Annotated in this window: 26 protein-coding genes; 20 read left to right on the forward strand and 6 right to left on the reverse strand. The window is 68.7% G+C overall.

Translation table 11 applies throughout. The features are described from left to right. Positions 1 to 17 precede the first annotated feature (17 nt). Entirely contained in the window at positions 18 to 1,304 is a 1,287-nt protein-coding gene (locus MEBOL_RS30665) for a sensor histidine kinase (RefSeq protein WP_245918978.1), read from the reverse strand. A 163-nt stretch (positions 1,305 to 1,467) separates the two neighbouring features. Here MEBOL_RS30665 and MEBOL_RS30670 point away from each other — a divergent pair, with 163 nt between their 5' ends. From MEBOL_RS30670 to MEBOL_RS30695, 6 genes are all read left to right on the forward strand, one after another. Beyond that, positions 1,468 to 2,298 carry an NAD-dependent epimerase/dehydratase family protein gene (locus MEBOL_RS30670; RefSeq protein WP_095980761.1) on the forward strand — a complete coding sequence of 277 codons (831 nt, stop codon included), beginning with the start codon at positions 1,468 to 1,470 and terminating at the stop codon, positions 2,296 to 2,298. Positions 2,299 to 2,486: 188 nt separating this feature from the next. Then, positions 2,487 to 3,074, forward strand: coding sequence for a tetratricopeptide repeat protein (locus MEBOL_RS30675; protein WP_095980762.1), 588 nt, complete (start codon positions 2,487 to 2,489; stop codon positions 3,072 to 3,074). A 94-nt stretch (positions 3,075 to 3,168) separates the two neighbouring features. Continuing rightward, positions 3,169 to 3,720 carry an RNA polymerase sigma factor gene (locus tag MEBOL_RS30680; RefSeq protein WP_095980763.1) on the forward strand — a complete coding sequence of 184 codons (552 nt, stop codon included), beginning with the start codon at positions 3,169 to 3,171 and terminating at the stop codon, positions 3,718 to 3,720. Then, positions 3,717 to 4,271: a hypothetical protein gene (locus MEBOL_RS30685; RefSeq protein WP_095980764.1), complete on the forward strand. Its 555-nt coding sequence runs from the start codon at positions 3,717 to 3,719 to the stop codon at positions 4,269 to 4,271. Before MEBOL_RS30680 ends, MEBOL_RS30685 begins: the two co-directional genes overlap by 4 nt. Beyond that, positions 4,268 to 4,852 carry a periplasmic heavy metal sensor gene (locus MEBOL_RS30690; protein ID WP_095980765.1) on the forward strand — a complete coding sequence of 195 codons (585 nt, stop codon included), beginning with the start codon at positions 4,268 to 4,270 and terminating at the stop codon, positions 4,850 to 4,852. The genes MEBOL_RS30685 and MEBOL_RS30690 overlap by 4 nt, the downstream gene beginning before the upstream one ends. 65 nt (positions 4,853 to 4,917) lie before the next feature. Beyond that, the gene (locus MEBOL_RS30695) at positions 4,918 to 6,378 is read left to right on the forward strand and encodes an amino acid permease (RefSeq protein WP_095980766.1); all 1,461 of its coding nucleotides are present in this window, start codon (positions 4,918 to 4,920) and stop codon (positions 6,376 to 6,378) included. Positions 6,379 to 6,412: 34 nt separating this feature from the next. On the opposite strand, the gene MEBOL_RS30700 is transcribed toward MEBOL_RS30695, so the two are convergent. Next, positions 6,413 to 6,847 (reverse strand): EVE domain-containing protein, encoded by a 435-nt coding sequence (locus MEBOL_RS30700; RefSeq protein WP_095980767.1) that lies wholly within the window; start codon positions 6,845 to 6,847, stop codon positions 6,413 to 6,415. A gap of 26 nt (positions 6,848 to 6,873) precedes the next feature. On the opposite strand from MEBOL_RS30700, the gene MEBOL_RS30705 reads away from it, so the two are divergent. Beyond that, positions 6,874 to 8,367 (forward strand): amidase, encoded by a 1,494-nt coding sequence (locus MEBOL_RS30705; RefSeq protein ID WP_095980768.1) that lies wholly within the window; start codon positions 6,874 to 6,876, stop codon positions 8,365 to 8,367. Here MEBOL_RS30705 and MEBOL_RS30710 read toward each other — a convergent pair. Continuing rightward, a complete protein-coding gene (locus MEBOL_RS30710) occupies positions 8,356 to 9,036 on the reverse strand; it encodes a spermidine synthase family protein (RefSeq protein WP_095980769.1) in 681 nt (226 codons plus the stop codon). The genes MEBOL_RS30705 and MEBOL_RS30710 overlap by 12 nt on opposite strands. Before the next feature lie 66 nt (positions 9,037 to 9,102). Then, positions 9,103 to 9,990: an RNA polymerase factor sigma-32 gene (locus MEBOL_RS30715; protein ID WP_095980770.1), complete on the reverse strand. Its 888-nt coding sequence runs from the start codon at positions 9,988 to 9,990 to the stop codon at positions 9,103 to 9,105. Between the two features lie 398 nt (positions 9,991 to 10,388). On the opposite strand from MEBOL_RS30715, the gene MEBOL_RS30720 reads away from it, so the two are divergent. The 3 genes from MEBOL_RS30720 to MEBOL_RS30730 all read left to right on the forward strand — a co-directional run bounded on the left by MEBOL_RS30720 (position 10,389) and on the right by MEBOL_RS30730 (position 14,294). Next, a complete protein-coding gene (locus MEBOL_RS30720) occupies positions 10,389 to 10,829 on the forward strand; it encodes a DUF6918 family protein (protein ID WP_095980771.1) in 441 nt (146 codons plus the stop codon). 137 nt (positions 10,830 to 10,966) lie between these two features. Further along, positions 10,967 to 13,558, forward strand: a complete 2,592-nt coding sequence (locus tag MEBOL_RS30725; RefSeq protein WP_095980772.1) for a hypothetical protein — start codon at positions 10,967 to 10,969, stop codon at positions 13,556 to 13,558. Between the two features lie 154 nt (positions 13,559 to 13,712). Continuing rightward, positions 13,713 to 14,294, forward strand: a complete 582-nt coding sequence (locus tag MEBOL_RS30730) for a type 1 glutamine amidotransferase domain-containing protein (protein ID WP_095980773.1) — start codon at positions 13,713 to 13,715, stop codon at positions 14,292 to 14,294. Between the two features lie 167 nt (positions 14,295 to 14,461). Here the strand turns inward: MEBOL_RS30730 and MEBOL_RS30735 are convergent, their stop codons facing one another. Beyond that, a complete protein-coding gene (locus MEBOL_RS30735; RefSeq protein ID WP_095980774.1) occupies positions 14,462 to 14,656 on the reverse strand; it encodes a hypothetical protein in 195 nt (64 codons plus the stop codon). Between the two features lie 349 nt (positions 14,657 to 15,005). On the opposite strand from MEBOL_RS30735, the gene MEBOL_RS30740 reads away from it, so the two are divergent. The 10 genes from MEBOL_RS30740 to MEBOL_RS30785 all read left to right on the forward strand — a co-directional run bounded on the left by MEBOL_RS30740 (position 15,006) and on the right by MEBOL_RS30785 (position 25,959). Further along, positions 15,006 to 15,584, forward strand: a complete 579-nt coding sequence (locus tag MEBOL_RS30740; RefSeq protein ID WP_095980775.1) for a polysaccharide biosynthesis/export family protein — start codon at positions 15,006 to 15,008, stop codon at positions 15,582 to 15,584. A gap of 66 nt (positions 15,585 to 15,650) precedes the next feature. Next, the gene (locus MEBOL_RS30745; RefSeq protein WP_179956323.1) at positions 15,651 to 16,841 is read left to right on the forward strand and encodes a hypothetical protein; all 1,191 of its coding nucleotides are present in this window, start codon (positions 15,651 to 15,653) and stop codon (positions 16,839 to 16,841) included. A gap of 23 nt (positions 16,842 to 16,864) precedes the next feature. Further along, positions 16,865 to 18,289 carry a GumC family protein gene (locus MEBOL_RS30750; protein ID WP_095980777.1) on the forward strand — a complete coding sequence of 475 codons (1,425 nt, stop codon included), beginning with the start codon at positions 16,865 to 16,867 and terminating at the stop codon, positions 18,287 to 18,289. Between the two features lie 40 nt (positions 18,290 to 18,329). Further along, positions 18,330 to 19,067: a CpsD/CapB family tyrosine-protein kinase gene (locus MEBOL_RS30755; protein ID WP_095983105.1), complete on the forward strand. Its 738-nt coding sequence runs from the start codon at positions 18,330 to 18,332 to the stop codon at positions 19,065 to 19,067. A 91-nt stretch (positions 19,068 to 19,158) separates the two neighbouring features. Further along, complete coding sequence (locus MEBOL_RS30760; RefSeq protein ID WP_095980778.1) at positions 19,159 to 20,547, forward strand: sugar transferase; 1,389 nt, start codon at positions 19,159 to 19,161, stop codon at positions 20,545 to 20,547. Between the two features lie 84 nt (positions 20,548 to 20,631). Then, positions 20,632 to 21,705: a gluconeogenesis factor YvcK family protein gene (locus MEBOL_RS30765; RefSeq protein WP_095980779.1), complete on the forward strand. Its 1,074-nt coding sequence runs from the start codon at positions 20,632 to 20,634 to the stop codon at positions 21,703 to 21,705. A 91-nt stretch (positions 21,706 to 21,796) separates the two neighbouring features. Next, the gene (locus tag MEBOL_RS30770; protein ID WP_095980780.1) at positions 21,797 to 22,915 is read left to right on the forward strand and encodes a GNAT family N-acetyltransferase; all 1,119 of its coding nucleotides are present in this window, start codon (positions 21,797 to 21,799) and stop codon (positions 22,913 to 22,915) included. Beyond that, positions 22,903 to 24,078: a DegT/DnrJ/EryC1/StrS family aminotransferase gene (locus tag MEBOL_RS30775; RefSeq protein WP_425437568.1), complete on the forward strand. Its 1,176-nt coding sequence runs from the start codon at positions 22,903 to 22,905 to the stop codon at positions 24,076 to 24,078. Before MEBOL_RS30770 ends, MEBOL_RS30775 begins: the two co-directional genes overlap by 13 nt. Before the next feature lie 38 nt (positions 24,079 to 24,116). Then, the gene (locus MEBOL_RS30780) at positions 24,117 to 25,328 is read left to right on the forward strand and encodes a GNAT family N-acetyltransferase (RefSeq protein ID WP_095980782.1); all 1,212 of its coding nucleotides are present in this window, start codon (positions 24,117 to 24,119) and stop codon (positions 25,326 to 25,328) included. 25 nt (positions 25,329 to 25,353) lie between these two features. After that, positions 25,354 to 25,959: an O-methyltransferase gene (locus tag MEBOL_RS30785; protein ID WP_245918979.1), complete on the forward strand. Its 606-nt coding sequence runs from the start codon at positions 25,354 to 25,356 to the stop codon at positions 25,957 to 25,959. A 192-nt stretch (positions 25,960 to 26,151) separates the two neighbouring features. Here MEBOL_RS30785 and MEBOL_RS30790 read toward each other — a convergent pair whose 3' ends face one another. Next, the gene (locus MEBOL_RS30790) at positions 26,152 to 26,808 is read right to left on the reverse strand and encodes a pyridoxamine 5'-phosphate oxidase family protein (RefSeq protein ID WP_095980784.1); all 657 of its coding nucleotides are present in this window, start codon (positions 26,806 to 26,808) and stop codon (positions 26,152 to 26,154) included. Positions 26,809 to 26,896 lie beyond the last annotated feature (88 nt).

Consider the following 26,896-nt stretch of genomic DNA (forward strand, 5'->3'; position numbering starts at 1 on the left):
CCGTCGTCCCAGGTCTCTCAGCTCCTCGAAGCGGGCTCGGCGGCCTGATTCAGGGTGAGCACGAAGCGGGCGCCGCCCTCGGGGCGGTTCTCCGCCGTGAGCGAGCCTCCCACCCGGGCGACGTACTCCTGGCACAGCGTGAGGCCCAACCCGCTGCCCCTTCCCGGCGCCTTGGTGGTGAAGAAGGGCTCGAAGAGCCGGGGCAGGACATCCGAGGGGATGCCCGGTCCGTTGTCTTCCACCTCGACCCGGACGTCACTGGGAGTGCGTCTGGCCCGCAACCGGATGAGTGCCGGGCGCCGGGGCTTCGTTCCCTCCACCGCCTCCGCCGCGTTGAGCAGCAGGTTGAGCAGCACCTGCATCAGATGTTGCTGGCCCAGCCGCACCGGAGGCAGTTCGTCGGGGACGTCCAGGAGCACCTCGCCCAGGCTGTGCATGTGTCCGAGCGCCCGGCGCCGTGCCTCCTCCATGGCTTCCCGGGGGGAGCCCTGCTCCTCGGCGGTGGCCCCCTCGCGCGAGAAGTAGCGCAGGTCCGCGACGATCCGCTGGATGCGCAGCACGCCCTGGCGTGTCTCGCCCAGCAACTCGCGCAGCTCCCGGATGTCGGAGGGTTTGTCCACCGCCGCCAGCTCCTGCTCCAGGTAGTTCAGGTTGGATTTCACGAAGGCCAGGGGGTTGTTCACCCCGTGGGCCACCCCCGAGGCGAGCTGTCCCAGCTGCAGCCGCCGCTCCATCTCCGCGCGTTCGGCCTCGGCGCGCCGGCGCTTCCGTTCGCTCTCGGCCAGTTGCTCGAGCGCCAGGAGCCGGTCCTCCTGGGCCAGCCTCTCCGACTCGCGCAGCCGCCGGTAGGTCCTCCCGCCATACAACCCCAGGCCCCCGATGAGGCTGAAGATGAGCGCCTGGGGAAGGAACTCCCGGGAGGGCACCCGGGCGAGCAGGTTGAGCACCACCACCGCGCCGGACATCGCCGCGATCGTCCCCAGCGTCGGCGCCCGGGAGTCCGGGGTGAACATGGCCACCATGAGGGGGGTGCACGCGAGCGTGACGAAGTAGGGGCTCGTGGGACCGCCCGTGGCGTGGATGATCGCCGTCACCGCGCTGATGGACACCAGCCCCGCCAGGATTCCAGACGCCCACGGCGGCATCCTCCTCGTGCCCACGGCCACGCCGAGCAGCAGGAAGCTCGCGCTCCAGCACAGCAGCGCCAGGGCCACGACGGGCCGGGTGACGCCGAAGCACAGGCAGTGGGCCACCCATCCCAGGAAGAGCATTCCCGCGCAGACGGAGAAGAGCTTCCTCTTCACCCGCCACGATGATGGAGAGACGGTGCGCTCGGGCCTCATGCGCTCGGGACGTTGCCATGCCGACCCGCGCGGACCGGGTGCGCCCCGGAGCGGACATCTCCTTTAGAACAGAGCGCGAACTTCCCCTTTACCCGGTGGGGAGCGAGGACCCAAGGGGAGGCACATGACCCTGGATTCCCCACCTCCGCTTGTCCTGCTCGGCTGTGGCGACACCCTGACGCGGCTGGCGCTCGCGGAGGCCCCGCGAGGACGCCGCGTGCTGGCGGTGACCCGTGACGCCCCCCGCCGCGAGGCGCTGTCCCACGCGGGTGTTCACCTGCTGGCGTTGGAGCGGGCCCTGGCCTCCAGCGCGGGGGCTCACGTGGTGGTGTCCATTCCTCCGGATGCGGGACTCGACCCCCTGATCGCCGGGGAGTTGGTGCGCACCGGGCCCGCCCGGCTCGTCTATCTGTCCTCCACGGGCGTGTACGGGGGCGCGCGAGGACCCGTGGACGAGGACACGCCCGTGGCGCCCGATGCCCCCAATGCCCGGGGACGGCTCGACGCGGAGGCCCTCTACCGGCCGCTCGGAGGGATGCCGCTGCGCATCGCGGGCATCTATGGTCCCGGCCGGGGCCTGCACGAGCGTCTGCGCGCGGGGACCCTCCGCCTTCCCGAATCCGGTGGCGGCCGCATCAGCCGCGTCCACGTGGACGACCTGGCCGAGGCCATCCGCGTGGTGCTCGAGCGCGGGACGCCGGGACAGACGTACTGTGTCGCGGATGATCGGCCCGCCACCCAGGTGGAGACGACGAGCTGGTTGTGCGCGCGTCTGGGCCTGCCGTTGCCTCCCACCGTCCCCCTGGCGTCACTGCACCCGTCGCTCCGGGGTGACCGCGCCATCTCCAACGCCCGGCTCAAGGCGCTGGGGTGGAGGCCTCGCTACCCGGACTTCATCGCCGGTTTCTCGGCCCTCCTGGACGCGGAGGCAGAAGAAGGCCTTTCCGTCCGCTGAAGAGGGAGGCCCGCGTCCAGATGATGGAGATTCAACAAAACGCGGGGAAGGCCTGGTTCCGGGTTCTCGTCCCGGGCGGCTCCTGTCAGGCTACGTCACCCTCTCGTGACGGGGCCGTCACGCGAGGGGTGGATCGCCACCGGAGGTGAGGGGGGCGCTGGGCGGGCTGGCGAGAAGGGATCAGTCACATGTCCACGCTGTTAGCGTCGTTCAATGAGGGCGTCAGCCTCTCGATCTCCGGCCAGCACGAGGCCGCCATCCGGGTCTTCGATCGGGTCCTGTCGCAGGATCCCCTCCATGTCCTGGCGCTGAGCGCCAAGGGCTCCTCGCTCGCGAGCCTGGGCCGCCCGGCCGATGCGCTCAAATGTTTCGAGCGCGCCATCGATCTCGATCCCGAGACCGCCGAGCACTACCGCAACGCCGCGCTCTGCCAGCTCGAGCTGGACGAGCCGGACGCGGCCCGGCCGCTGCTGGAGCAGGCCCTGCTGCTCAACCCGGAGCAGGGCTGGCGGGAAGGCACGGCGGCGGAGATCGCCCAGCTGGGCGAGGTGCTGGTGACGGAGTCGGGCAAGCAGCGCACCCGGGGCATCGGGTTGTCGGGCAAGGCGCGCTACCGGCACGCCCGCCATGTGTTGGAACTGGCGCTGGAGCTGCACCCGGGCTCGACGGACGCGGCGAGGGCCCTGGCGGATGTCTGGGCCCACCTCGGCGACACGGAGAAGCGGGACCAGTACACCCAGCTCGCGGGCCGCCTCATGCGCGCCGTGACGGGCTGACGGCCGGAAAAAATCAGGCGGAAAATCGGCCGGTATGCCGCTGATGCGGCCGCCGCGTCCTGTGGGGTGGATACCGGAACACGAGGACCCCCCCTTGAAGGGCACCGCCATCATCGACGACAAGCCATTGGAAGCGGGGGGCATCTCCCTCGACTTCGACGCGCTCGTCCTGGATGAGCAGACCGCTCTGCTGCGCCTGGCGCGCCGGCTCGTCTGGGACTCGGAGGAGGCGAGGGACCTCGTTCAGTCCTCCCTCGCTGATGCCTACGAGAAGCGTCACACCCTGAAGGACCCCCGTGCGGGCGGGGCGTGGTTGCGGCGCATCCTCGTCTCGCGCGCCATGAGCCACCTGCGCCGCCGCCGGGTGTGGAACGTGCTGCGAGAGGCGTTGGATCTCGCTCCGGCACCGCGCCCCTCACCCGAGGAGCACTTCGCGGGCGCCGAGCGGTGGCGGGCTTTCGGCCGCTCCCTGCGGACGCTCCCCGCCCAGCAGGCCACGGCCTTCTCCTTGCGCTACCTGGAGGGGCTCGACCTCGACGCCATCGCCGAGGCGATGAACATCTCCCGCGGCACCGTCCGCATCCACCTCTACCGGGCGCTCCAGAAGCTCAAGGCCGCGGACGCGCTCCAAGGAGACGTGTCATGAGTTGCCATGAGGTCGCCGCGGCGCTCGTGGACGAGCACTTGCCTCCGCCCCCGGGAATGCGGGCCCACCTGGAGCACTGCGCCGAGTGCCGGAGCCTCGCCCGCCTTCACGCTTCCGCCCGGGCACTCCAGTTGCCCGAGCCCCCGTCGCCCGCCGTCTTCTCTCCTGAGGCCATTCGCCGGGTAGTCCGCCGCCGCCAGCGCCGACGCCGGTGGGCGGCCAGCGCCGGAGCCTCCGCCGCCGTGGCCCTCCTGGCCGTGCTCGTCTCGACGCGGCCGGAGCCGCGCGCCCTCTCGGGGAACGAGGACCCGTGGGTGATGGGAAGTCCGTTGGAGGGGGAGGGCTCGCTGAGCGAATTGCTCGGTGAGGTGGAGGGCTACACCCGCACCCGCCCGAGCGTCGAGGACAACGCCTACGAGGCCTTCGGCGCGCTCGCCACCTGGGTGCGCCCGCCCGAGTCCACGGCGCTCGAGGCCGAGCCCTTCCAGTGGGCCCTCGTGGCCTTCCAGGTGTCGCAGCAAGCAAACCCCGAGAAGAGGAGTCACCCATGACGAAGAAGCTGTTGTGCGCCCTCGTGGTCCTCACCGCCGTGCCGACCCTCGCCCAGGACAAGTCGCAGGGCACGAGCGTCCCCGCCGCCTCCGCCGCGCGCTCCCCGCCGCCCGTGCCGCCCGTGCCGCCCCTCGCGCCACCGTCCTATGGCATTCCCCCGGAGCTGGCGTCGAAGCTCGGCATCCCCGAGGGCACCCAGCAGAAGGTGCAGGACCTCACCTTCGAGTCCAATGAAGCGGTGATTGGGCTGGAGGCGGAACACAAGCGCGCCCAGCTCGCGCTGGAGCGGGAGTTGCGCCAGCCGTCCCCCAACGAGGCCACCGTGAAGGAACTGGTGGAGAAGGTGGGCCGTGCCGAGACGGCCGTGCGGCAGAACCGGGTGGCCCTGATGGTGGCCATCAAGAAGGTCCTGGGGCCCGACACCTGGCGGAAGCTGGAGGCGGAAATGGGCCCCGGCGGTGGCTTCGGACGCCGGCCCCCGCCTCCCGCGCCGCCGGCTCCTCCCGCGCCGCCGGCTCCTCCCGCGCCGCCGGCTCCTCCCGCGCCGCCAGCTCCTCCCGCGGAGAAGCCGGAGCGCTGACGAGTCCACACTCCGTGACGCCGGCCCTTCCCGTGCCTCTGGCCGGGTCGTCAGACTCAAGGGCCATGGACAACGACTCGAAGCACTCGCTCGACGCGGACGCGGCGCAGTTGCAGCGGCTGGGCTACGCGCAGCAACTCCTGCGGGAAATGGGCGGCTTCTCCAACTTCGCCGTTTCCTTCTCCATCATCTCCATCCTCACGGGCGCGGTGACGCTCTATGGCCATGGCCTGCGCTTTGGCGGGCCCTTCGTCATGGCGGTGGGCTGGCCACTCGTGGCGGTGATGACGTTGACGGTGGCGGCGAGCCTGGCCCAGCTCGCCTCGTCCTTCCCCACGGCGGGTGCGCTCTACCACTGGTCCGCCATGCTCGGCGGAGCGCGGGTGGGCTTCTTCACGGCGTGGCTCAACACCATCGGCCAGTTCGCCATCACCGCGGGCATCGACTTCGGTCTGGCGGAGTTCGTGGCGGACATGCTCGGCTTTCCGCGCGATCGCGGGTACGTGCTGCCCATCTACGCGCTCATCCTGCTGTCGCACGCGGTGCTCAACCACGTGGGGGTGCGCGCGGTGGCGGTGCTCAACAACCTGTCGGCCTGGTACCACGTGGCCGGGGTGGCGGTGCTCATTGGTGCCCTGGCGGCCTTCGCGCCCCGGCAGGATCTGGGCTTCCTCATGACGCGCTTCACCGCCGAGCCCCACGTCTACACGTACGGCTTCCTCATCGGCCTGTTGCAGGCGCAGTGGACGTTCACCGGCTACGACGCCAGCGCCCACGTGTCGGAGGAGACGAAGGACCCGACGCGCAACGCGCCCTGGGGCATCTTCCTGTCGGTGGCGGTGAGCGCGGTGGTGGGCTACATCCTGCTGGTGGGCGTGACGCTGGCCATCGGCGACCTGGGGGCCACGGCCGCCGCGCCCAACCCCTTCCTGTACGTGCTGCGCGAGTCCCTGGGACCGGCGCTCGGTGGAGCGCTGGTGTGGATCGCCATCGGGGCCATGTGGTTCTGCGGGCTGTCGTCGGTGACGTCCAACTCGCGCATGCTCTTCGCGTTCGCGCGCGATGGCGGCCTGCCGTTCTCCCAGCACCTGGCGAGCGTATCGCCGCGCTTCCGCAGCCCGCACGTGGCCGTCTGGGTGTCGGTGGTGGCGGCGTTCGTGGTGGCCATCTGGAGCGGGGCCTACGCGGCCATGGTGGCGCTCAGCACGTTGGCGCTCTACGCCTCGTACGCGGTGCCGGTGTGGGTGGGCTGGCGGGCCCGGCGCAATGGCACCTGGGCGCACCGGGGGCCGTGGGACCTGGGGCGCTACTCCTCCCTCGTCAACGGGGTGGCGCTCCTGTGGTGTGCCGCCATCATGGTGCTCTTCGTCCTGCCGCCCAACGAGCTGGCGGGCTACACCTTCGCGGGCCTGGTGGTCCTGCTGGTCGCCTACTGGATGGGCTTCCAACGGCACACCTTCGTGGGGCCCAAGGTGACCCTGGTCCACGCGGCGCCCTCCACGGTCCAGCCGGATCCCGGGACGTGAAGAAGCCGCACCCGGCGAACGGCTGAGCCGCGGCTCAGCGGGCTCGGGGCAGCTTCGTCTCCCCGAGCGCGAGCACGTGCTGGAAGTGCTCCGCGCTGATGGGGGTGACGCTCAGGCGGCTGCGCGTGATGAGCGGGAAGTCCTTGAGCGTGGGCGTGGCCTTGATGGTGGAGAGCGTCACCGGGCTCTTGAGCGCCACCAGGGGGCCCACGTCCACCGAGGCCCAGTCCTCGCCCGGAGCGGTGGGATCCTCGCCCGCCGGGGTGAGCACCCGGGCCACGGCCACCACGGCCTTGCCCTCGTTCGAGTGGTAGTAGAGGCACAGGTCCCCGGGCTTCATCGCCCGGAGGTTGTTGCGGGCCTCGAAGCTGCGCACGCCCGTCCACGCGGTGCGTCCGTCCTGCTCCAACTGAGCGTAGGCGTAGACGGACGGCTCGCTCTTGATCAACCAGTACTGGGGTTTCGCCATGGGGGTGCATGGTAGATACCCCGCCCATGGCCATCCAGGGATACGAAACACTCGACGCCACGGACCTCGCCGGTCTGGTGCGCGACAGGCAGGTCCACCCCTCGGAGCTGGTGGAGGAGGTCATCACCCGCCTCGAGTCCATCAACCCCCGGCTCAACGCCGTGGCGCACCCCCTGTACGAGCAGGCGCGCGCGGCCGCCGCGGGGCCGCTGCCGGAGGGGCCCTTCGCCGGAGTGCCCTTCCTGGTGAAGGACCTGGATGGCTACCTGGCGGGAGCACCCTACGCGGGCGGATGCCGGGCGCTGGCGGGCTTCGTCCCCGACCACGACGCGGAGTTGATGAAGCGCTTTCGCCGCGCGGGCGTCGTCATCGTCGCCAAGACGACCACGCCCGAGCTGGGCATCCTGGGCATCACCGAGTCGGCGCTGCGCGGGCCCACGCGCAACCCCTGGAATCCGGAGCACACGCCCGGAGGCTCCAGCGGGGGCTCGGCGGTGTGCGTGGCCGCGCGGGTGGTGCCCATGGCGCATGGCGGTGACGGCGGCGGCTCCATCCGAATCCCTGCGTCCGCCTGTGGCCTCTTCGGGCTCAAGCTGACCCGGGCGCGCAATCCCGTGGGGCCGGACGCGATGGAGGGGTGGGGCGGCTTCGTCCAACAGCACGTCCTGACGCGGAGCGTGCGGGACAGCGCCGCCATGCTCGACGCGACCCATGGGCCGGAGTCCGGAGCCCCCTACATGGCGCCCCCCGTGGCCCGGCCCTTCCTCCAGGAAGTGGGCGCCGAGCCGGGGCGGCTGCGCATCGCCTTCTCCACGGCCTCGCTCTTCGGCCAGCGGGTGGACCCGGACTGCGTGGCCGCTGTCCAGGACGCGGCGAAGCTCTGCGCGGAGCTGGGCCACGAGGTGGTCGAGGACGCTCCCCGCTTCCCCAAGGAGGAGCTGGTGCGCGCCTACTTCGTGACGGTCGCGGCCAACGTGGCGGTGCAGCTCAAGGCGATTGGCCGGCAGCGGGGCAGGGCGGTGGAACCGGGAGAGGTGGAGCCCTCCACCTGGGCGCTCGGGCAGCTCGGGGACATCCTCTCCGCGGCCGACCTGCAGACGTCCCGGGACGCCATCCAGCAGGCGGGCCGGATGACGGCGGCCTTCCACGAGAAGCACGACCTCTTCCTCGACGCCACGCTCGCCTATCCCCCGGTGCGCGTGGGGGAGCTGGCGCTCAAGGCCCCCGAGCTCATGGCCCTGGCCACCCTGCGCAAGGTGCCCCTCAAGCCCCTCTTCATGAAGCTCATCGATCAGCTGGGGGCCAACGCCCTGGAGCGCACGCCCAACACCCAGCTCTTCAACATGACGGGCCAACCGGCCATGTCGGTGCCGCTCTTCTGGAATGGCGCCGGGCTGCCCATCGGGGTGCAGTTCGCCGCCCGCTTCGGAGACGAGGCCTCGCTCTTGCGCCTGGCGTCCCAGCTCGAGCGGGCCCGTCCCTGGAAGGACCGGCGGCCCGCCGTGATGTCACGCGCCTGAGGGCCGCGCCCGCCCGATGAACAGGGTGTGAAGGGGACCGCCCGCCTTGCCGCGCGCGGGCGTCTCCAGCACCTCGGTGTCGAAGCCCGCGCGCTTCATGCGCTGGACGAAGGCGGGGTCGGCCGAGGCGGACCACACCACCACCACGCCCCGGGGCTTGAGCGCGCGCCGCACGGTGGCGAGGCCGCGCTCGCCATAGAGCCAGCGGTTGCCCTCCTGGGTGATCGCCTCGGGGCCGTTGTCCACGTCCAGGAGCACCGCGTCGTAGTGGCCCTCGGCCGTGCGCAGGATGTCGCCCACGTCCCGCGTCTCCACCCGCACGCGCGCGTCCTCGAGAGGCCGTCCGGCCAGCGGGGCGAGCACGCCCTGGTTCCACGCGACGACCGCGGGCACCAGCTCCGCCACCACCACCTGGGACGAGGGGCCCAGCCGCTCCAGCGTGGCGCGCACCGTGTAGCCGAGACCCAGGCCGCCCACGAGCACCTGCGCGCGCTTGCCGCCAAGTCCCGTACAGGCCACCTCGGCCATCTTCTCCTCGGAGCCGTGCTGGCGGCTGGACATGAGCTCGCGGCCGTTCACGCGGATGGCGAACTCCTCTCCGCGCTGGTGCAGCACCAGCTCTCCGCCCCCAGGCGCGGGCGCCCGGTCAATCACCTTCCACGGCTTCATCGTCCCCGTCCCCTCATCCCCTCCCGCCCAGGACGGGCCGGAGGGGTGCGTTCTGGGGGCGAGGTGTTAGCGGCTGGCCGCCGCCTCGTCCAGGCCCACCTCGGCCATGAGCGAGGCCAGCTCCGTCTTGAGCTTGTCCTTGGCGCGGATCTCCAGCTGACGGGCGCGCTCGCGCGAGAAGCCGAAGTGCTCGCCCAGCTCGCTGAGCGTCATCTCCGAGTCGCCCATCACCCGGTGCTCGATGATGAAGCGCTCGCGCGGATCCAACCGCATCAGCGCCTGCTGGATGCGATCCCGCGTGAGCCGGGCCTGCTGGCGGTCGGCCACCTCGTCCACCTGGGAAGCGGACTCGGACTCCACGAAGTCCATGTGCGTGGCGTCGCCCTCCTCGCCCACCGGCGCGTCCAGCGACAAGTCCCGCCCGCCCATGCGCTGCTCCATCTCGCGCACCTCGGTGGCCTTCACGTTCAGCTTCCGGGCGATCTCCTCCGCGTCCACCACGTTGCCCTCGCCCGAGCCCATCTTCTCCAATTCACGGCGCGTGCGGGCCAGCGAGAAGAACAGCCGGCGCTGGGCCTGGGTGGTGCCCAGCTTCACCAGGCTCCAGTTCTTGAGGATGTAGTTCTGGATGTAGGCGCGGATCCACCACACCGCGTAGGAGATGAGGCGGATGCCCTTGTCCGCGTCGAACTTCTGCACCGCCTTCATCAGGCCGATGTTCGCCTCCTGGATGAGGTCGGACATCTTGATGCCGTAGGAGCGGTACTCGTAGGACACCTTCACGACGAAGCGCAGGTTGCTCGTCACCAGGCGGTGGCCCGCGGTCATGTCGCCCTCGCGGAAGCGCCGCGCCAGGGCCTGCTCCTCCTGCACCGTGAGCAGCGGGTACTGGTTGATGTCCGCGAGGTACGTCGACAGCGTGTCCGCAGAAGAGAAGGAAGAAGAAGCCTGCATGGTGTCTCTCCGGGGGTAGAAGACGAGAAGGGATTCGTGTTGAGACGTCGTGCCGGAGGGCATTAGCAACGCGGGTGCCACGGTTTCCCAAACGGCTTTTCGCAGTGAGTTCGGACACTTGCCTCTGGACCCTGCCGTGCTTAAGTCCCGATCCCGTCGTTTTTACAGGTGGGGGTTTGCACTTTTTAGGGTCAGCGGGAAGAAACCGTGACAGCGGGAGAGCGCCGAGGGTCGCCTTCTGGGCAAGAAGCCCCTCGCGGGTGTCCACCTCACGGGGGCCGGGCGCGGCCACGCTCCCTGGGCTGATCCGGATGTGCTATGCGCCCCCGCCCGGGCCGCGTGGCGGTCCGAGTCATCCAGGGCTTCTCCCTCTCGGAGGGACTGAAAGGCACACATTCATGGCGCCACTGACCGAGACTCTGACGAACCAGACCAGGAAGACGGCGGTCATCGACGACTGCTGCACGCTCATTGATGCCGAGGTCGCCGACAAGAGCGGCATTTCGGGGCTCGCCATCAAGGCGGGCTACGCCGCGGTGAAGGGCATCAAGCCCGGCTTCATCAAGCACGCCGTCGAGGACCTGCTGCCCGAGTTCGCCGCCGCGCTCGATCCGCTCTACCAGGAAGCCCAACAAGCCGGAAAACCGGTGGCTCCCCACTTCGCGGCGAACGCCTCGCGCGTCGCGGACGCCCTGCTGACCATCACGGACACGAAGGTGCGTCACTCCAAGAGCGGGCTCGTGAAGGGCACGTACGAGAAGCTGCGCGGCTCGGCCAAGAAGAACGTCGAGTCCGCGGTGCCGCGCCTGGGCGGACTCATCGCCCGGCACACGGCCTGAGGTGACAGTGCCCGGCGGTTGACGGAAGGAGGAGCGTCCCGGGGAGCGAGGGCGTCCTTCCTGGGAGCCCGGTACGGGGGAGGGTATGCTTTCGGGCGTTCACGTCCGCTACCCCCTCCCTGGGTAACGAGGATCCCATGTACCGAGTCCTCCCGGTTCTCCTTCTAGTGCTCTCCGGCTGCCGCGATCCCGGCGCCGTTCAGGCCCTCATCAAGCTCGACACCGGTGTCGAGGCGAGCTGCATCGCCCTGGATTTGCAGTCCAGCGACGGCACCGTGCTCAAGACGCAGCTCGTTCCTCGTCCCGAGGGCAAGAACGATGCGAACATCGCCGTCTTCCGAGGCGACTTCCCCCAGGACCTTCGACTCCAGGCGCGTGCCCTGTGGGGCACGAGGGAGTGCAATGAGCCCCTGTTCTACAACGGGAAGAGCCAAGCCCCCTCTGTGAGCTTCAAGTCGGGGGAAGTCGTGCCGGTGGAGCTCTCGTTGTCCCGGCCAGGGGAGGAGGAAGACTCCGACCGGGACGGTTTCGTGGCGGCCTCGTTGGATGGACCGGACTGTGACGACTCCACGGGAGACGCCAACCCGAAGGCGGCTCAGGATGTGTGCGACGCGAGCGCGGATCTCAACTGCAACGGCCAGTTGGGATGTGACGACGTCACGTGCTCGGCTAAGACTTGTTCGCAGGTTGCCGCCTCGCTCGAGTTCACAAGCGCTTCGGTGGAGCGGGGCGTGGGTGAATGCGTGGCAGTGGTGGTGGAGCGCCGTGACCGGAACGACGAGCCTACGGCCCCCAATTACATCACGGAGATTCAACTGGGCTCCAGTGTTTCCGAGGGTCTCACCTTCCATCAGGACTCGGATTGCAAACAGTCGGACTTGACGACTGTCTCCATCGATAAGAGGCAGGCCTCCGTCAGGTTCTACGCCAAGGGGACCAAGATTGGCGAACGGAAGTTGCTCGCGAACTCCACGGGGCTGGCTCATGGCGAATTGAATTACAAACTCCGCGCCGGAGACGCGGCCCAGGTTGTATTCTCCTCCGTGGAGGACTCCGTCCAAGCGGGGGCCTGTAGACCCGTGATTCTCGAGCGGCAGGATATATATGGAAATCAGACGTCCGCTGGGCCCAAGGTCGTCACGTTGACGCCTTCCCCCTCGGCGCAGACCGCTTTCTACGGTGACCCCGCCTGTGGGGGCACGCAGTTGTCCACCGCCGACTTCGCCGCACAGTCGTCACTAATCTTGTACTTTCGAAGCAAGCTGGCGAATGTTTTTCCCCTCAATGTTTCGGGTATTGGCTCCACGGTGACGCGGAACGTGACCGTGTACCCGGCGCCTCCCTCGAAGATTGAGCTGGCATTGACTCCGCCTCTGCCGGGAAAGACGTTGCTGGCCGGAGAATGTTCCCAGGTGGCGACCGTGAAGACCTCTGATGAGTTCAACAATCCCTCGTCTCCGGCCACGGGCTCTGTCGACCTGAGTGGGCAGACAGGCATGGGCGTCAGTTTCTACAGCGATTCCGAATGCAAGACGGGCACGACGACGGCGTCCTTCGGCGGTACGGCTGGCACCGCGAACTTCTATTTCAAGATCAAGACGGGCGGGGTGCCGGTCGAGCTCAGCGCCTCCTTGAGTGGGCTTACCGAGAAGCAGTCGCAGACCGTCACTCCCACGGTTCGTCGGGGGACGTGCACCATGGACGCGAATTCGGGCAGCAAGGAATGCACCATTGATCCCAAGCTGAATAGCAGGGGGCAAAGCTTTCTCGTCTTTCAGGCCACGTCCACGGACGATACGCCGCGCTCCTCGTTTGTCCGCTGCCAGTTGAAGGACGACAATAAAGTCCTCTGCAATCGCCAACGCGGAGGCGGCTCAAACGCGGTTCAAATCCAATGGCAGGTGGTGGAAATGCCCAGAGGCCTCAAGGTCCAGCAGTTGGAGGGGACCTGCTCCTCCTCGACGGGCACGGGTACCTCCATACCCGTCCTCCTCCCCATTGCAGACCCCGCCAAGGCTTTCCTGCTCTATAGCTCCAGCAAGGATGGCACATCCGCGAGCGCCAACGACTTCGTGACCGTCAAGTTCAACGGAGACCACACCAAGGTCGACATCGCGATGGACCCGCTCCAGACATGCAATACAGAAGTCTATTCCGTGCAGGTCGTGGAGTTCGATGGGGTGTCGGTGACGCGCGGCACGGTGCCTGGGGCGATAGTCCAATCTCCCTTCTTTGCGAACGACACCTTCACGGAAGCCGACGCGAACCAATCCATCTTGATGTCCACCTTCCAGAGCAACGCGGGCGACGACAAACTCAACCTGTGCAACCGGATGGTGCGGGGCGAGATTGACGCTTCTGCCTCTCGGCTGAGCTTCACCAGGGGGTTCAACAACTGTAACGCCCCCAAACTCTCCGAACTGTCCTGGGAGCGGATCCAGTTCCCGGCGAATACGAGCGTTCAAGCCAGGACATTGGAGGTTGGCAACGGCGTGTCCAGCGCGAAGGCAACGATTTCGGCCGTGGACATGTCCCGGACGCTGCTCCTGGCCAGCAATCAGATCCATAGCGGACAAGGCAATGGGGAGACGTCCAATGCCAGCACGGATACGCTGGCGATCGCGACGGGACGGCTCGTGCTCAATTCCCCCACGGAACTCGAGGTCCGCCGGGACGTGGCGGTCGATTCCGCCCGGTGGACCGTCTACGCCGTCCAGCTCGAGCCGTAGAAACCTCGCGCCTCGCCGGGCCGCCCGCTGTCCTGGGCTCCGTGCGAGGGCCGCGTGGGTAGCCCCTCCCCGGCGGACCTTGCCCTTCCTTGTCTCCCGCTCGCGCGTGTGCACCTTGTCCTGACACAGGCACACGCATGCTCAAGGAGGCATCATGGCGCGCATCGCATTCATCGTGGCCAAGGACTTCGAGGACTCGGAGTTCCGCGTTCCCTACGAACAGGTGAAGCAGGCCGGCCACGAGGCGGTCATCGTCGGCGTGGAGGCAGGCAAGCCCCTCGAGGGCAAGAAGGGCAAGGAGACCATCTCCGCCGAGAAGCGGGTGCAGGACATCCGCGCGGCGGACTTCGATGCCCTGGTGATTCCTGGCGGCTACTCGCCGGACCACCTGCGCATGGACATCCACATGGTCGGCTTCGTGCGCGACTTCTTCAAGGCGGACAAGCCCATCGCGGCCATCTGCCACGCACCGTGGATGCTGGTGGAGGCGGATATCGCGGAGGGTCGCACCGTGACGTCCTTCCCCTCCATCAAGACGGACCTTATCAACGCGGGTGCGCGCTGGGTCGACCGCGAGGTGGTGGAGGATGGCAACCTCATCACCTCCCGCAAGCCGGATGACCTGAAGGCCTTCTGCGCCGCGCTCCTGCGCCAGGTCAGCCAGGGCATCGCGCCTCGTCTGGAGTCGCCGCTCGCTCCCGAGGCCGCCTCGGACCAGTCGCCCGCGGTCCACTGAACCCGTGCCCACGCCTGGAATGTGAAGGGGAAGGCCCTGCGTGAGGGCCTTCCCCTTTGACTGACAGTTCTTCTTCCAGGGGGCACCTTGTCGCCACACCTGGGTACTGTTTTTCCACTCCCCCCTGAATGCCAGGACCGGAATTTCTTCCAGTCTTTCAGGCTTTTTCAGGCCTCCTTCGCGACGCCCGCGGGAGCCGTCTCCTTGCTGCCGCCGAGCAGGGAGCTGCCCGCGAACAGGCCCACGCCCATCAACGCCAGGGAGACCGGCTCCGCGTAGGCGCCCATCACCGAGCCCAGCACCGTCATCATCCCCGCGCCCACCGAGAACATCCCGATCACCGCCGCCGCCGCCTTGCTCATCGTCGCCCCCGTTGATGTTCGACCTGTTGAGGTCTCGCTGACGGACAAGAGCTTCTTCAAGCGGTGTGCCAGGGGTTGGGGGCCGAAAATGGGAAAAGGGCCGCCCTCCAGTAGGTAAAGCGTTTCCCCACATGTGGGAGAGCGCTCCATGGATCTGGAACGTCCTGCAGGGCGAGGCCGGAATTTTTTCCCGGACAGCCCGAACCTTACCCCATGGGGGTAGCGCGTAACCCACGATGATCCGGGCATTTTGCCTTCCCAGGCGCCTTGGCACGGCTGCTGCTTAAGGCCCTCCGCAAACACAAGGCCCCCGCCGTTGGGGAGCCTGGGATGGGGAGAGGCGAGAGCGATGGCCAAGACGAGCGCGAAATCGTGGGTGGTGATGGGGATGGTCCTCCTGTCGGGCTGCGCCCACCAGAGCATGGGGAAGGTGGACAACTCGGATCAGCCGTACCGCATTGGCCGCGAGGACGTGTTGGACGTGGCGGTGTGGAGGGATGGGGACTTGTCGCGCACCCTGCCGGTGCGTCCGGACGGTTTCATCTCCCTGCCCATGGTGGGAGAGGTGAGGGCCGAGGGGCGCACGCCCACCGAGCTGTCCGAGCAGATCCGCGATTCGCTGCGCGCGTATGTGCAGGAGCCGCGCGTGACGGTGATCGTCCGCGAGGTGAACAGCAGCCGCGTCTTCATCACGGGCGAGGTGGCCCATCCTGGCGCCTATCCGTTGCGCGGCCAGGTATCCATCCTCCAGGCCATTGCCCTGGCGGGTGGCTTCACGGACTTCGCGGATCGCGACGGCATCGTGGTGCTGCGCCGCTCGGGCACGGACGGCAGCACCATTCCGGTGAGCTACAGCCAGCTGGTGAGCGAGCCGGAGAAGAACGAGCCGCTCAACCTGCGCCCCGGAGACACCGTCGTCGTGCCGTAGCACGCGGGAGGGTCGGACATCTTGGGACGTGGTCAGTCTGGAGTGGGGTGGGGACGGAGGGATGCCGTGAGTGGAGCTTGGAAGAGGTGGATGACGGCGGCGACGGTGCTGGGGTGCTCGCCGGCGGCCCTCGCGGCCACGCAGGTGGAGCCCCGGGCGAGGTTGTCGTTCGAGGAGCGCTATGACGATGACTTCCGTCTGGCGGGGGGCGTGCCCGCGGGCGGAGCGCCGACCGCGGCCCAACCCACGGGTCAATTGATGAGCAAGCTGTCGCCGCGCATCGGGTTGGATGCGAAGGATCCGTCGCTCAAGCTGGAGAGCTTCTACGCGGCGGATCTGCTGGTGCGCCACGGCAGCGGCCGGGTGTCGTTGGATCACCGCGGCGGGTTGTCGGTCAACAAGCTGTTGTCGCGCCGCCTGAAGGTGGAGGTCTCCGGGAGCATCTTCCGGGTGACGGATCCCACCTCCCTGCCTCGCGAGAGCGTGGCGCGCTCCAACCAGCCGGTGCTCTATGGCATGTCACGGTTGTATGTGACGAACAAGCTGAGCCGCCGGGTGGACGTGGGCGCGGGCTATGGCTTCGAGGGAGTGAAGGTGCTCGAGCAGGGGACGCTGGGAGGTCTTCCCGCGGGCTTCGTGCACACGCCGTATCTGGAGGCCTGGCTGCGCACCACGCGGCGTCTGTCCCTGGGCGTCGAGTATCGCTATCAGGCGTTCCTGTTCGGCGACAGCCTGGATCAGGCGCATGGTGCCTTCGGTGCCTTGCGCTACCGGTTGGGAAGGCATACCACCACGACGCTGCGCGGCGGTCCGGTGGCCTTCATGGGGCAGGACGGCACGCGGGGCCTGCTGCCCCGGGTGAAGCTGGAGCTGCTGCATGAGCGCGGCACCTTCGACATGGGCCTCGTGCTCGGACACGACCTGGTGGGCGCCAGTGGCTTTTCCAACACGTTGTGGGCGGATTACGCGGGTCTGACGTTCAACAAACATTTCAGCAACCGTTTCCGGTTGTACGGGGCCGCCAGTTTCTTCCGCAATGGCAAGGCTCCCAACGAGGACGCTTTCAGTGTGAACGTGGGTGAGAATGTCTCGCAAGGGTACGCGCTGAGCGCGGGTTTCACCTTCGAGGTCAATCGGTATGTGTCGATGCAGGCCGCCGTGGATCGCATCGCACAGGTGGGGATGGGTGACGTCGCGGCGGGAGTGAACCTGAACCGGAATGTGGCGGCGGTCCGCCTGCACATGACGGCGTGGTGACACACATGGATGGAGGAAGGCACATGGAGCGTGGGATGACGGCGGATCAGGTGCTCAAGGCCCTGTGGCGCCGCAAGGTGTTGGTCGGGGCCATTGTGTTGTCGGTGTTCGCGGTTGGCGCCGCGATCGTGCTGTTGCAACCCAATATGTATGAGGCGACGTCGGTGGTGCGGGTGCAGCCGCAGCGCCCCGGCGAGGAGATGGTGCAGCGCACCGTGAGCGAGCTGGTGGAGCAGCGCCTGCTCACCGTCCGCCAGGAGCTGATGTCCCGGCCGGTGCTGCAGAAGGCCATCGAGGAGATGAACCTCTACCCGGACATCGTCTCGGAGAAGGGCATCGAGTCGGCCGTGGTCGCCATGCGCAAGGATCTCACGGTGCGCGTGGAGGGAGAGACGGCCTTCGAGCTGACGTACGCGAGCCGGGATCCGGAGCTGGCGGCCAAGGTGGCCAACCGGCTGCCCCAGCTCTTCGCGGAGGAGACGCTCAAGTCGCGCCAGGCCCAGGCGGCCCGCGCCACCAAGCTCTTCGCGGATGAGATCACCTCCCTCTCGGAGAGCGTCACCGGCTGGGAGAAGAAGATCGCCGCCTTCAAGGTGGCGCACATCGGCGAGCTGCCCGAGCAGCTGGAGATGAACATGCGCGGCCTGGAGCGCGTGGGCGCCCTCTTGCAGACCAAGTCCGAGGAGCTGCGTGTCGCCGAGGCGCGCCGCTCCGACCTGGCCCGGGCCCGCAACGCCGCGGACAGCGAGGCCGGCCGCCTCGAGGCCGCCGAGACCACGCTCACCCAGGACCTGGTGGCCGCCCGCTCGTCCTGGACGGGGGATCACCCCGAGGTGAAGCGCCTGGACCAGGAGCTCGCCACCATGACGGCCAAGCGCAAGGACGCCGAGGGCCGCCAGTTCGCCGAGCGCCAGGAGCGCGGCCGTGTCACCGGCCTCATCGGCGCCATCCAGAAGGACATCGAGGAGCTGCACCAGCAGGCGAAGTCCTACCAGGAGCGCCTGGATCGCACCCCGAAGTGGGCCCACGAGCTGGGGGTGTTGCAGCGTGACTACGAGATCGCCCGCGCCAAGTACCAGAGCGTGGTGTCTCGCCGGGTGGAGGCCGAGCTGGCGCAGGATCTGGAGCTGCGCGGTGCCGAGGACCTCTTCCACGTCGTCTCGCCGGCCTCCGTCCCGGCGCTGGCGGCCAAGCCGGACCGGGTGAGCGGCTTGCTCATCTGCCTGCTCATCGCCCTGGGTCTGGGCGTGCTCACCGGAGTGGTGCTCGAGATGCGCGATGACAGCATCCGCGACACCCAGGAGCTGCGTGATCGCCTGCCCCTGCCGATTCTGGCGGTGGTCCCGAACATGCAGAGCAGCAAGGTCGAGAAGCGGGTGCTGATGCCCGCGACGGGGGGTCGCAATGGTGTGGTTCCCCCTTCCTCGTCGGACTCGACGCTGAACTAGGAGTCTGACGATGAACAACACGGAATCCGGGAGGAACAAGATGGAAAAGACCATGGAACGGGCGGGAAATTTCCTTCCCAGGGTGGATGAGTCGGCGGGTTCTCCCAACGCGGTGGACAATCGGGTGGTGTCGCTCACGGCGCCGGCTTCCATCGCGGCGGAGCAGTACCGCAGCCTGTACTACCGGCTGGAGCGCATGCGCGAGCTGCGCCCCCTCAAGGTGGTGGGCGTGACGTCGGCGATGCCCGGCGAGGGCAAGACGGTGACGACGGTGAACCTCGCCCTGGCCGCGGCCCGGGCGAACCCCGAGCGGCGCATCCTGCTCATCGACGCGGACCTGCGCCGGGGCCAGGTGGCACAGGTGCTCGGCATCCGGGGCCGGCCGGGCCTGGCGGAACTGCTCAGCGGGGAGTGCGAGGTGCGCGACCTGGTGCGCCGCTTCCACGCCACGCGCATGGCGGTCATCACCGCGGGCGCCACGCCCGAGGAGCCCACCCAGGCACTGGCGAGCGCCCGCATGAAGCAGTTCCTCAAGCTGGTGCGCGACCACTTCGACGAGGTCTACCTGGATCTGCCTCCGACGCTGCCCTTCGCGGATGCGTCCATCCTGGGCCACCAGGCGGACGGACTGCTGATGGTGGTGCGGGCCAACCAGAGCCAGGCCAAGACGGTCAACCAGGCGGTGGAGCAGTTGGGGGGCGCACCGGTGATCGGCTGCGTGCTCAACGGGGCGGAGTCGAGCGCCACCCCGTACCTCAAGGACTACTACCAGAAGTAAGGCAGGTGGAATCCGGCCACGCGGGGACTGTGCCTCCGCGTGGCCGGCCGTGACGTTTGGACAGCATTGGCGTGGGCGACGGAGGAGCGACGTGCTTCGGGTATTCCATCACTATTTCTCATCCAGGAAGCTGACCCTCTTTCTCATCGAGGGCGCCGCGATCGCCCTGGCCTGCGTGCTCGGGGCCATGGCCTGTGCGCGGATGCTGGCGCCGGTGGATGCGGACCTGGCCCTGGCCGGTTCGTCGGCCACGGGGATGCTGCTGCTGGGGGCCACCTTCGTCCCCACGTTCCAGTTCTCCCTGTACCTCATGGATTTGTATGACCTGCGGGTGGCGGCCGAGGATCGCGGCCGGGGCTCGCGGTTGCTGAAGGCCGCCGGGGTGACGACGGCGCTGGTGGGCGTGCTGATGTTGGTGGCACCCGCGGTGCTCCCCATCCACCTGCCCCCCGGGGCCCTGTTGGGCGGCGCGGTGGGCGCGCTGGCGGGCACCCTGGCCGTGCGCTACGCGCTGCGCGCCGTGGTGGGCACGCCCAGCCGGGTGCTCATCGTGGGGGATGGACTCAAGGCCCGCGCGGCCGCCACCGCCATCGAGCAGGGCGGGGAGGACAGCTTCCAGGTGGTGGCCCTGGTGGATCCCCGCCGGTTGCGCGCGGGTGCCACCGAGCCCGAGCCCATCAACGTGACGGCCGCGCGGCTCAAGGCGGACTTCGTGGTGCAGGCCGCGGACGACATGCGCGGCGCCCATTGGATGGACGAGCTCTTGCGCTGCCGGCTGGACGGGCGCGGCGTGTACGAGGCCGCCGGCTTCTGCGAGCGCGTGCTGCGCCGGATTCCCGTGACGCACCTGCGCACCAGCGACTTCGCCTTCGCCGAGGAGCTGAACGTCTCGGGCGCGCGGCGGGCCGCCAAGCGCGTGTTCGACATCCTCGTGGCTTCCTCGCTGCTCCTGTGCGCGGCGCCCTTCCTGCTCCTCGTGATGGCCGCCATCAAGCTGGACTCCAAGGGGCCCATCTTCTACCGGCAGGAGCGCACGGGGCTCAATGGCAAGTCCTACTGGCTGTGGAAGTTCCGCAGCATGCGCACGGACGCGGAGAAGAACGGCGCGGTGTGGGCGCGCTCCAACGATGATCGCGTCACCCGCGTGGGCCGCTTCATCCGCAAGACGCGCATCGATGAGATTCCCCAGGTGCTCAACATCCTCACGGGCGACATGAGCTTCGTGGGACCGCGGCCCGAGCGCCCGGTGTTCATCGAGCAACTCAAGCAGCAGATCCCCTTCTACGCGCTGCGCGAGGCCGTCAAGCCGGGCCTCACCGGGTGGGCGCAGATCCGCTACCCCTATGGGGCCTCGGTGGAGGACGCGCGCAACAAGCTGGAGTTCGATCTGTATTACGTGAAGAACGGCTCGCTTTTCCTGGACATGAGCATCATCTTCCACACCGTCCGGCACGTTCTGCTGGCGAGAGGTGCTCGGTAGGACAATCTGGAGTGTTGGGGTGGGGTCGCCGCCGGGGGGCCTGGCGGCGTGTTCGTTGGGACGGGCGTTGAAGGGGGTTGGGACATGATCGAGTCGGATTCGTTTCTCGACGAGACGTGGGACACGCGGGTGGAGTCGGGGCGCCAGCCGGGCGAGCACAACGGGCTGCGCCAGGAGCTGGAGGTCCGGCCCACGCGCATCGTGGCGCTGGGGGGCGGCACGGGACTGCCCATGGTGCTCAAGGGCCTGGCCCGGCGCGCGACGCCGAAGGTGGGCGAGCCGGGGTTGGACATCACCGCCGTGGTGGCCATGAGCGATGACGGGGGCTCGTCCGGCCGGTTGCGGCGCACGCGGGGCGTGTTGCCTCCCGGGGATGTGCGCAACTGCCTGGTGGCGCTCGCCGAGGGCAAGGGGCCGCTGAGCGAGGTGTTCCAGTACCGTTTCGCGGGCAAGAAGGGGCTCGCGGGCCACGCGGTGGGCAACCTGCTCATCGCCGCGCTCGCCGAGCTCAAGGGCGACTTCATGGAGGCGGTGCGCGTGTCGGGCACGCTCCTGGGCGCCAAGGGCAAGGTGCTGCCGAGCACCCTGGCGCCCGTGCAGCTCGTGGCGCGGATGGAGGACTCCACCGAGGTGGTGGGGGAGAGCAACATCTGCCGTGCTCGTGGCCGCATCCGCCGGGTGATGCTCAGCCCCTGTGCGCCGCCGCCCGTGGACGGGCTGCTCGAGTCCATCCGCACCGCCGACATGGTCGTCATCGGGCCGGGCTCGCTCTACTCGAGCGTCCTGCCCAACCTGCTGGTGGACGGCGTGGCCCAGGCCCTGCGCGAGACGCGGGCGCTCAAGGTCATGGTGGGCAACCTCATGACCCAGCCGGGAGAGACGGACGGCATGGACGGGGTGGATCACGTGCGCGCCGTCATCGAGCACGCGGGCCCGGTGCTCGACGCCGTGCTGCTCAACGGCACCCAGCCGTCCGAGGAGGCCGTGCGCCGCTACGCTCGCAAGGGCTCGGTGCCGGTGAAGACGGACCGGCGCGCCTTGATCGACCTGGGCGTCGTTCCCGTGGAAGCGGATCTGATCAAGGACGGGCCGCGTATCCGGCATGACAGCCGCAAGGTGACGCGCTGTCTGCTGAAGATGGCGCGCACCGGACTGTAGACCCGAGCGGCTTGTGAGCCGCCAGGGCCGTTACCAACTTGCGCCGTGTGCGGGTCCCTCGGGACCCGTGGCGTCAGGAGTCGGACATCCCATGGAAGCCAGACAGCTCTCCCCCGCGCCTCGTGTTGTCGAGGTGACGGATCGAAGCACCTTCATGGCCTTGGAGCCGGAGTGGAATGCCCTCGTGGAGGCCACGGCCGACGAGCCCTTCTACCGGCATGAGTTCTTCCGCATCTGGGTGGATGATTTCGCCCCCGAGGCCCGGTTGCGCGTGCTGACGCTGCGCGACGCGGAGGGGCGGCTGAGCGCGGTGCTGCCGCTGATGGCCGAGCGGACCTCGCTGTATGGCGTCCCCGTGCGCCAGCTCGCCGCCACGGCCAACCCGCACTCGTGCCGTTTCGATCTGATCGCCCGCGAGCCGGAGGAGGCCTCGGCCGTGTTCCTCTCGCACCTGCGGGCGGACAAGAGCTGGGACCTGCTCAAGCTCACCGACGTGCCCGAGGGCGGCGCGGGCTGGAGCCTGTACACCGCGGCCCAGGGCGCGGGCCTTCCCGTGGGGACATGGGAATCCCTCCAGTCGCCCTACATCCCGCTGGCGGCCTCGTGGGAGGCCTTCCAGGCGGGCCTGCCGTCCAAGTTCAAGGCCAACTGCCGCCGCCGCCGCCGCAAGCTGGAGGAGAAGGGCCAGGTGACGGTGGAGCGCGTGGAGGGCGGGCTCGAGCTGGAGGCGAAGCTGGAGGAAGGCTTCGCGCTGGAGGCGAGCGGCTGGAAGGGCCAGCGGGGCACGGCCATGTCCCAGGACGCGCGCACGCGGGGCTTCTATTCGGAGCTGGCGCGCGACGCGGCGTACAAGGGTCGGCTGGCGCTCTACTACCTGCGGCTGGACGGGCGCGCGGTGGCCTTCCAGTACGCGCTCGAGTACGGCGGGCGCTACTTCCTGCTCAAGCCCGGCTACGACGAGTCCCTGGGGGATTGCAGCCCGGGTCAGCTCCTCATGGAAGACGTGCTGCGCGACTGCATGGGGCGCGGCCTGCGCGAGTTCGACTTCCTGGGGCCGGACATGGTGTGGAAGCGCGACTGGACGGACAAGGTGCGCCGCCACACTTGGCTCTACGTCTTCAATGACACGACATTCGGACGCGCGTTGTGCGCGGCCAAGTTCCGCTGGGCCCCGGCGGCCCGGGAGGTGATGGCGCGATGGAAACGGTGATGCGTGACAAGTTGTTCGTCCCCGCTCTGCCCACGTTGTGGCCGGGAATGCTCCTGCACCGGGGGCCGCCCAGTGGCTTCATGCCGTTCAGCGCCTCCAACGTGCGCTACTTCTACTTCGCCCGGAACGCCATCTGGACGACGGTGAAGATGCTGGGGTTGGACTCGGGCGAGGTGCTGATGCCCGCCTACCACCACGGCGTGGAAGTCGAGGCCGTGGTGGACGCGGGTGCCACGCCGCGCTTCTACCGCGTGGGCGGCCGCTGGGACGTGGACCTGGAGGACGTGGAGAAGAAGATCGGTCCGAAGACCCGGGCCCTCTACCTCATCCACTACGCGGGCTTTCCCGGCCCCGTCGAGGAGATGCGCCGCATCGCCGACAAGCACGGCCTGCCACTCATCGAGGACTGCGCCCTGTCGCTCTTGAGCGCGGACGGCCCCGTCCCGCTGGGGACCACCGGCGACATCGGCATCTTCTGCCTCTACAAGACGCTGCCCATGCCGCACGGCGGGGCGCTCACCGTCAACGGCCCCCGGCAGTACAGCCTGCCCGAGCCGCCCCTGCCTCCGTCCTCGTCCACGTTCAGCCACACCGTGTCCTCGCTCCTGCAGAACCTGGAGCTGCGAGGGGGCTCGATCGGCCGGGGCGTGCGTGGCCTGGTGCGTGGCCTGGGCAAGGGCGCGGTGAAGGCCGCGGACATCGAGCGCGTGGCCACGGGCACGCAGCACTTCGACCGGCGGCACGTGGACCTGGGCATGAGCCCGTTCGCCCACCGCATCGCCCAGGCGCAGGACCTGGAGGGCGTGGTCGAGCGGCGCCGGCGCAACTACTTCTTCCTGCTCGGCAGGCTGCGCGACGTGTCCTCGCCGCTCTTCAACCAGCTGCCCGCGGGCGTGTGCCCGCTCTTCTACCCCTTGGTGGTGGACAACAAGGAAGAAGTGCTCGAGCGGCTGCGGGCGCGGGGCATCGAGGCCATCGACTTCTGGAAGCACTTCCACCCCGCGTGTGACGCGTCCGCCTTCCCGGAGGTGGCGCGGTCGCGGCGCACCATCGTGGAGGTGCCGTGCCACCAGGATCTGACGCCCGAGGTCATGGCCGAGGTGGCCACCGTGGTGCGCGGCGCGCTGACGCGCGAGCCGCGAAATCAGAAGCACGCGGGTTGAGGCTCCCTCTTCCCCTTTCAAGACATGAGGTCGACACCGTGATTCGCGAAGCGGAATTGACTCGGACGCCCAGCCCCTCGCGTTGGCTCGAGGTGAGCACCGTGAGGGAACTGTCCCAACTCGCGCGCCTGCGCGGCGAGTGGAACGCGCTGTTGGACGACAGCCGGGCGGGGCCCTTCAACGCGTGGGAATGGCTCTACCCGTGGTGCCGGCGCATCGGGTCCGACCGCCAGCCTTTCGTGATGCTGGCGCGCGATCGCGGCGGCTCGTTGACGGGGCTGCTGCCCCTGGGCTTCGAGCACCACTGGGTGTTGGGCCGGACCATCCGGCGGCTGGCCTTCCTGGGCGAGACGCACGTGGGGAGCGACTACCTGGACGTGGTGGCTCGGCGTGGCCGCGAGGAGGAGGTGGCACGCACCTTCGCCCGGGCTCTGTGGGAGTTGAGGGATCAGTGGGACGTGCTGGACCTGACGGACCTGCGCGAGGACTCGGTGACGGTGCGGGTGCTGCGCGAGACCTTCGAGGAGCGGCGCGTGGCCACGCGGCTGACCGAGCGCTACGTGTGCCCCTACGAGACGCTGGCCCAGGGCGAGTCTTTCGACGATTTCCTCAAGCGCACGAGCCGGAGGGACAACTACCTGCGCCGCAAGAAGTGGCTGGAGAAGCAGGAGGGCTACCGCATCGAGAAGACGGAGGCGCCGGGTGCGCTGGCCGCGCCCCTGACGGACTTCTTCCGGCTGCACGCGTCGCGGTGGGAGTCGGATGGGGGCTCGCAGGGCATTCGCGGCCGGGGCGTCGAGGCGTTCCACCGGGATGCCACGCAACTGCTCGCCGAGCGGGGGCGGCTGCGTTTCTACACGATGAAGGTGGGCGGCCAGGCGGTGGCCTCGGTGTACGGCATCGTCCACGGTGACACGTTCATCTACTTCCAATCCGGCTATGACCCGGCCTGGCGCAACCGCAGCGTGGGGCTGGTGCTCGTGGGAGAAACGTTCCGAGACGCGCTCGAGGCCGGGCTCACCGAGTACGACTTCCTGCGGGGGACGGAGTCCTACAAGTCCGACTGGACCACGAAGCGGCGGCACACCGTGTCCCTGCGGGTGCTCTCGCCCGGCGGGGATGGGGAGTGGTTCGTCCGGAGGGAGGAGGGGATGCGCCAGGTGCGCGAGGTGGCCAAGCGCCTGCTTCCTCAGGACGCGGTGGAGCGCGTGCGCCGGTTGCGGCGCCGGCTGTCCGCGGTCCGGGGGTAGTCTTCCCACGATGAATGAGAAAGTCATGGCGGTGCTCGACGCCTATCACGAGCGCATGCGCGAAGAAGACGGACGCCGGCAGGAGGCGCCGCGAACGGGCGGCCCCGCGGATTGGCGCGATCAAGTCCTGCTCGCCGTCGGACCGGACACGGGCAAGCTGCTCAACATCCTCGCGCGGAGCTTGCGCGCACCCAACATGCTGGAGATCGGCACGTCCTACGGCTACTCCGGGATATGGCTGGCGGAAGCCGCGCAGGCGACAGGCGGTCGACTGACCACCCTGGAGTTACAGGACTACAAAACGGCCTATGCGCGCGAGATGGCGGAGAAGGCGGGTCTGGCCGACCGCATCGACTTCAAGGTGGGCGACGCGCTTCAGCTGATCGCCGAGCTGCCGTCTGGAATCGACTTCGTGCTCCTCGATCTCTGGAAGGACCTCTACGAGCCGTGCCTCGAGGCCTTCTATCCCAAGCTCAATCCAGGAGCGATCATCGTCGCCGACAACATGCTCCGGCCCGGCGGCGAAGAGGTGAAACGCTATGGCAGGGCCGTGCGCGCGAAGCCCGGAATGACCAGCATCCTGCTCCCCGTGGGCAGTGGCTTGGAGATCAGCCGGTTCGAGCCGGCCTGATCGCTTTTCCATGGGACAGGGGAGCCAGGCCGAGAGCACATGACTCGGCGCCAACTCCAGGCTGGGGGGAGAGGGTGGGGTGTGATGCGGCCCGTGTGGTAGCGTCGCCTCCCATCCTGGCCCGGATCCTGGGGTGGATCCTGTTGCCGCTGACGCTATGGCTTTTCGGGGGGTTGCTGCGCGGGTAGCGAGTCATTGCCCCGCACGAGTCTTCGGGAGATAGGCGGGGGGAGGGATGCCCTCGCGCAACTCCGGTGCGTTCTCGGGTGGACGCGCCACGAGCTGGAGCGGAAGCACTCCCGCCCAGCAGTCCAACGCCAGGTCTTCCGTGTCGTCGCGAGGAGGCCCGGTGCGCACCTTCGCCGAGGTCTCCACCAACGGCAGCCGGAGCACGGACGTCGCCTTCATCTCCTGCGCATTCGGAGGACGTACCTCGGCCCAGCGCCCGTGTAGGAGGTGATCCGTGATCGCCTCCAACGCCCGGGTCTTCTCCGCCTCGTCCGTCACCAGCACCGCCGTGCCCAGCACCACCACGGAGCGGTAGTTCACACTGTGGTGGAAGGCGGAGCGAGCCAGGACGAGCCCGTCCAGCAGGGTCACCGTGACGCACACGGGCACGCCCAGGGCGAGCTGCCGGGCGAGCCGGCTCACCGAGGCGCCGTGGAGATACAGGTCGCGCTCGACACGCCCGTACACCATGGGAAGGACGTATGGCTGGCCGTCCACCGCCACCCCGACATGGGCGACGATCCCCTCGTCGAGGATGGAATGGACGACGGCCTCCTCGTAGGAGGCGCGCTGCGGGAGGCGGCGGAGGGTGCTGCGTTCACTCGGAGGGGGGGTGGTCATGCGCCTCTTCATGCTCCCGGACTGGTCCATCCAACAGGCCCAGTTCCGACAAATCAGATGGACCAGTCCCCGCCACCCGAGGCAGGCT

Origin of the sequence: Melittangium boletus DSM 14713 (assembly GCF_002305855.1) — a bacterium.
GTDB classification, from domain to species: Bacteria; Myxococcota; Myxococcia; order Myxococcales; family Myxococcaceae; genus Cystobacter; species Cystobacter boletus.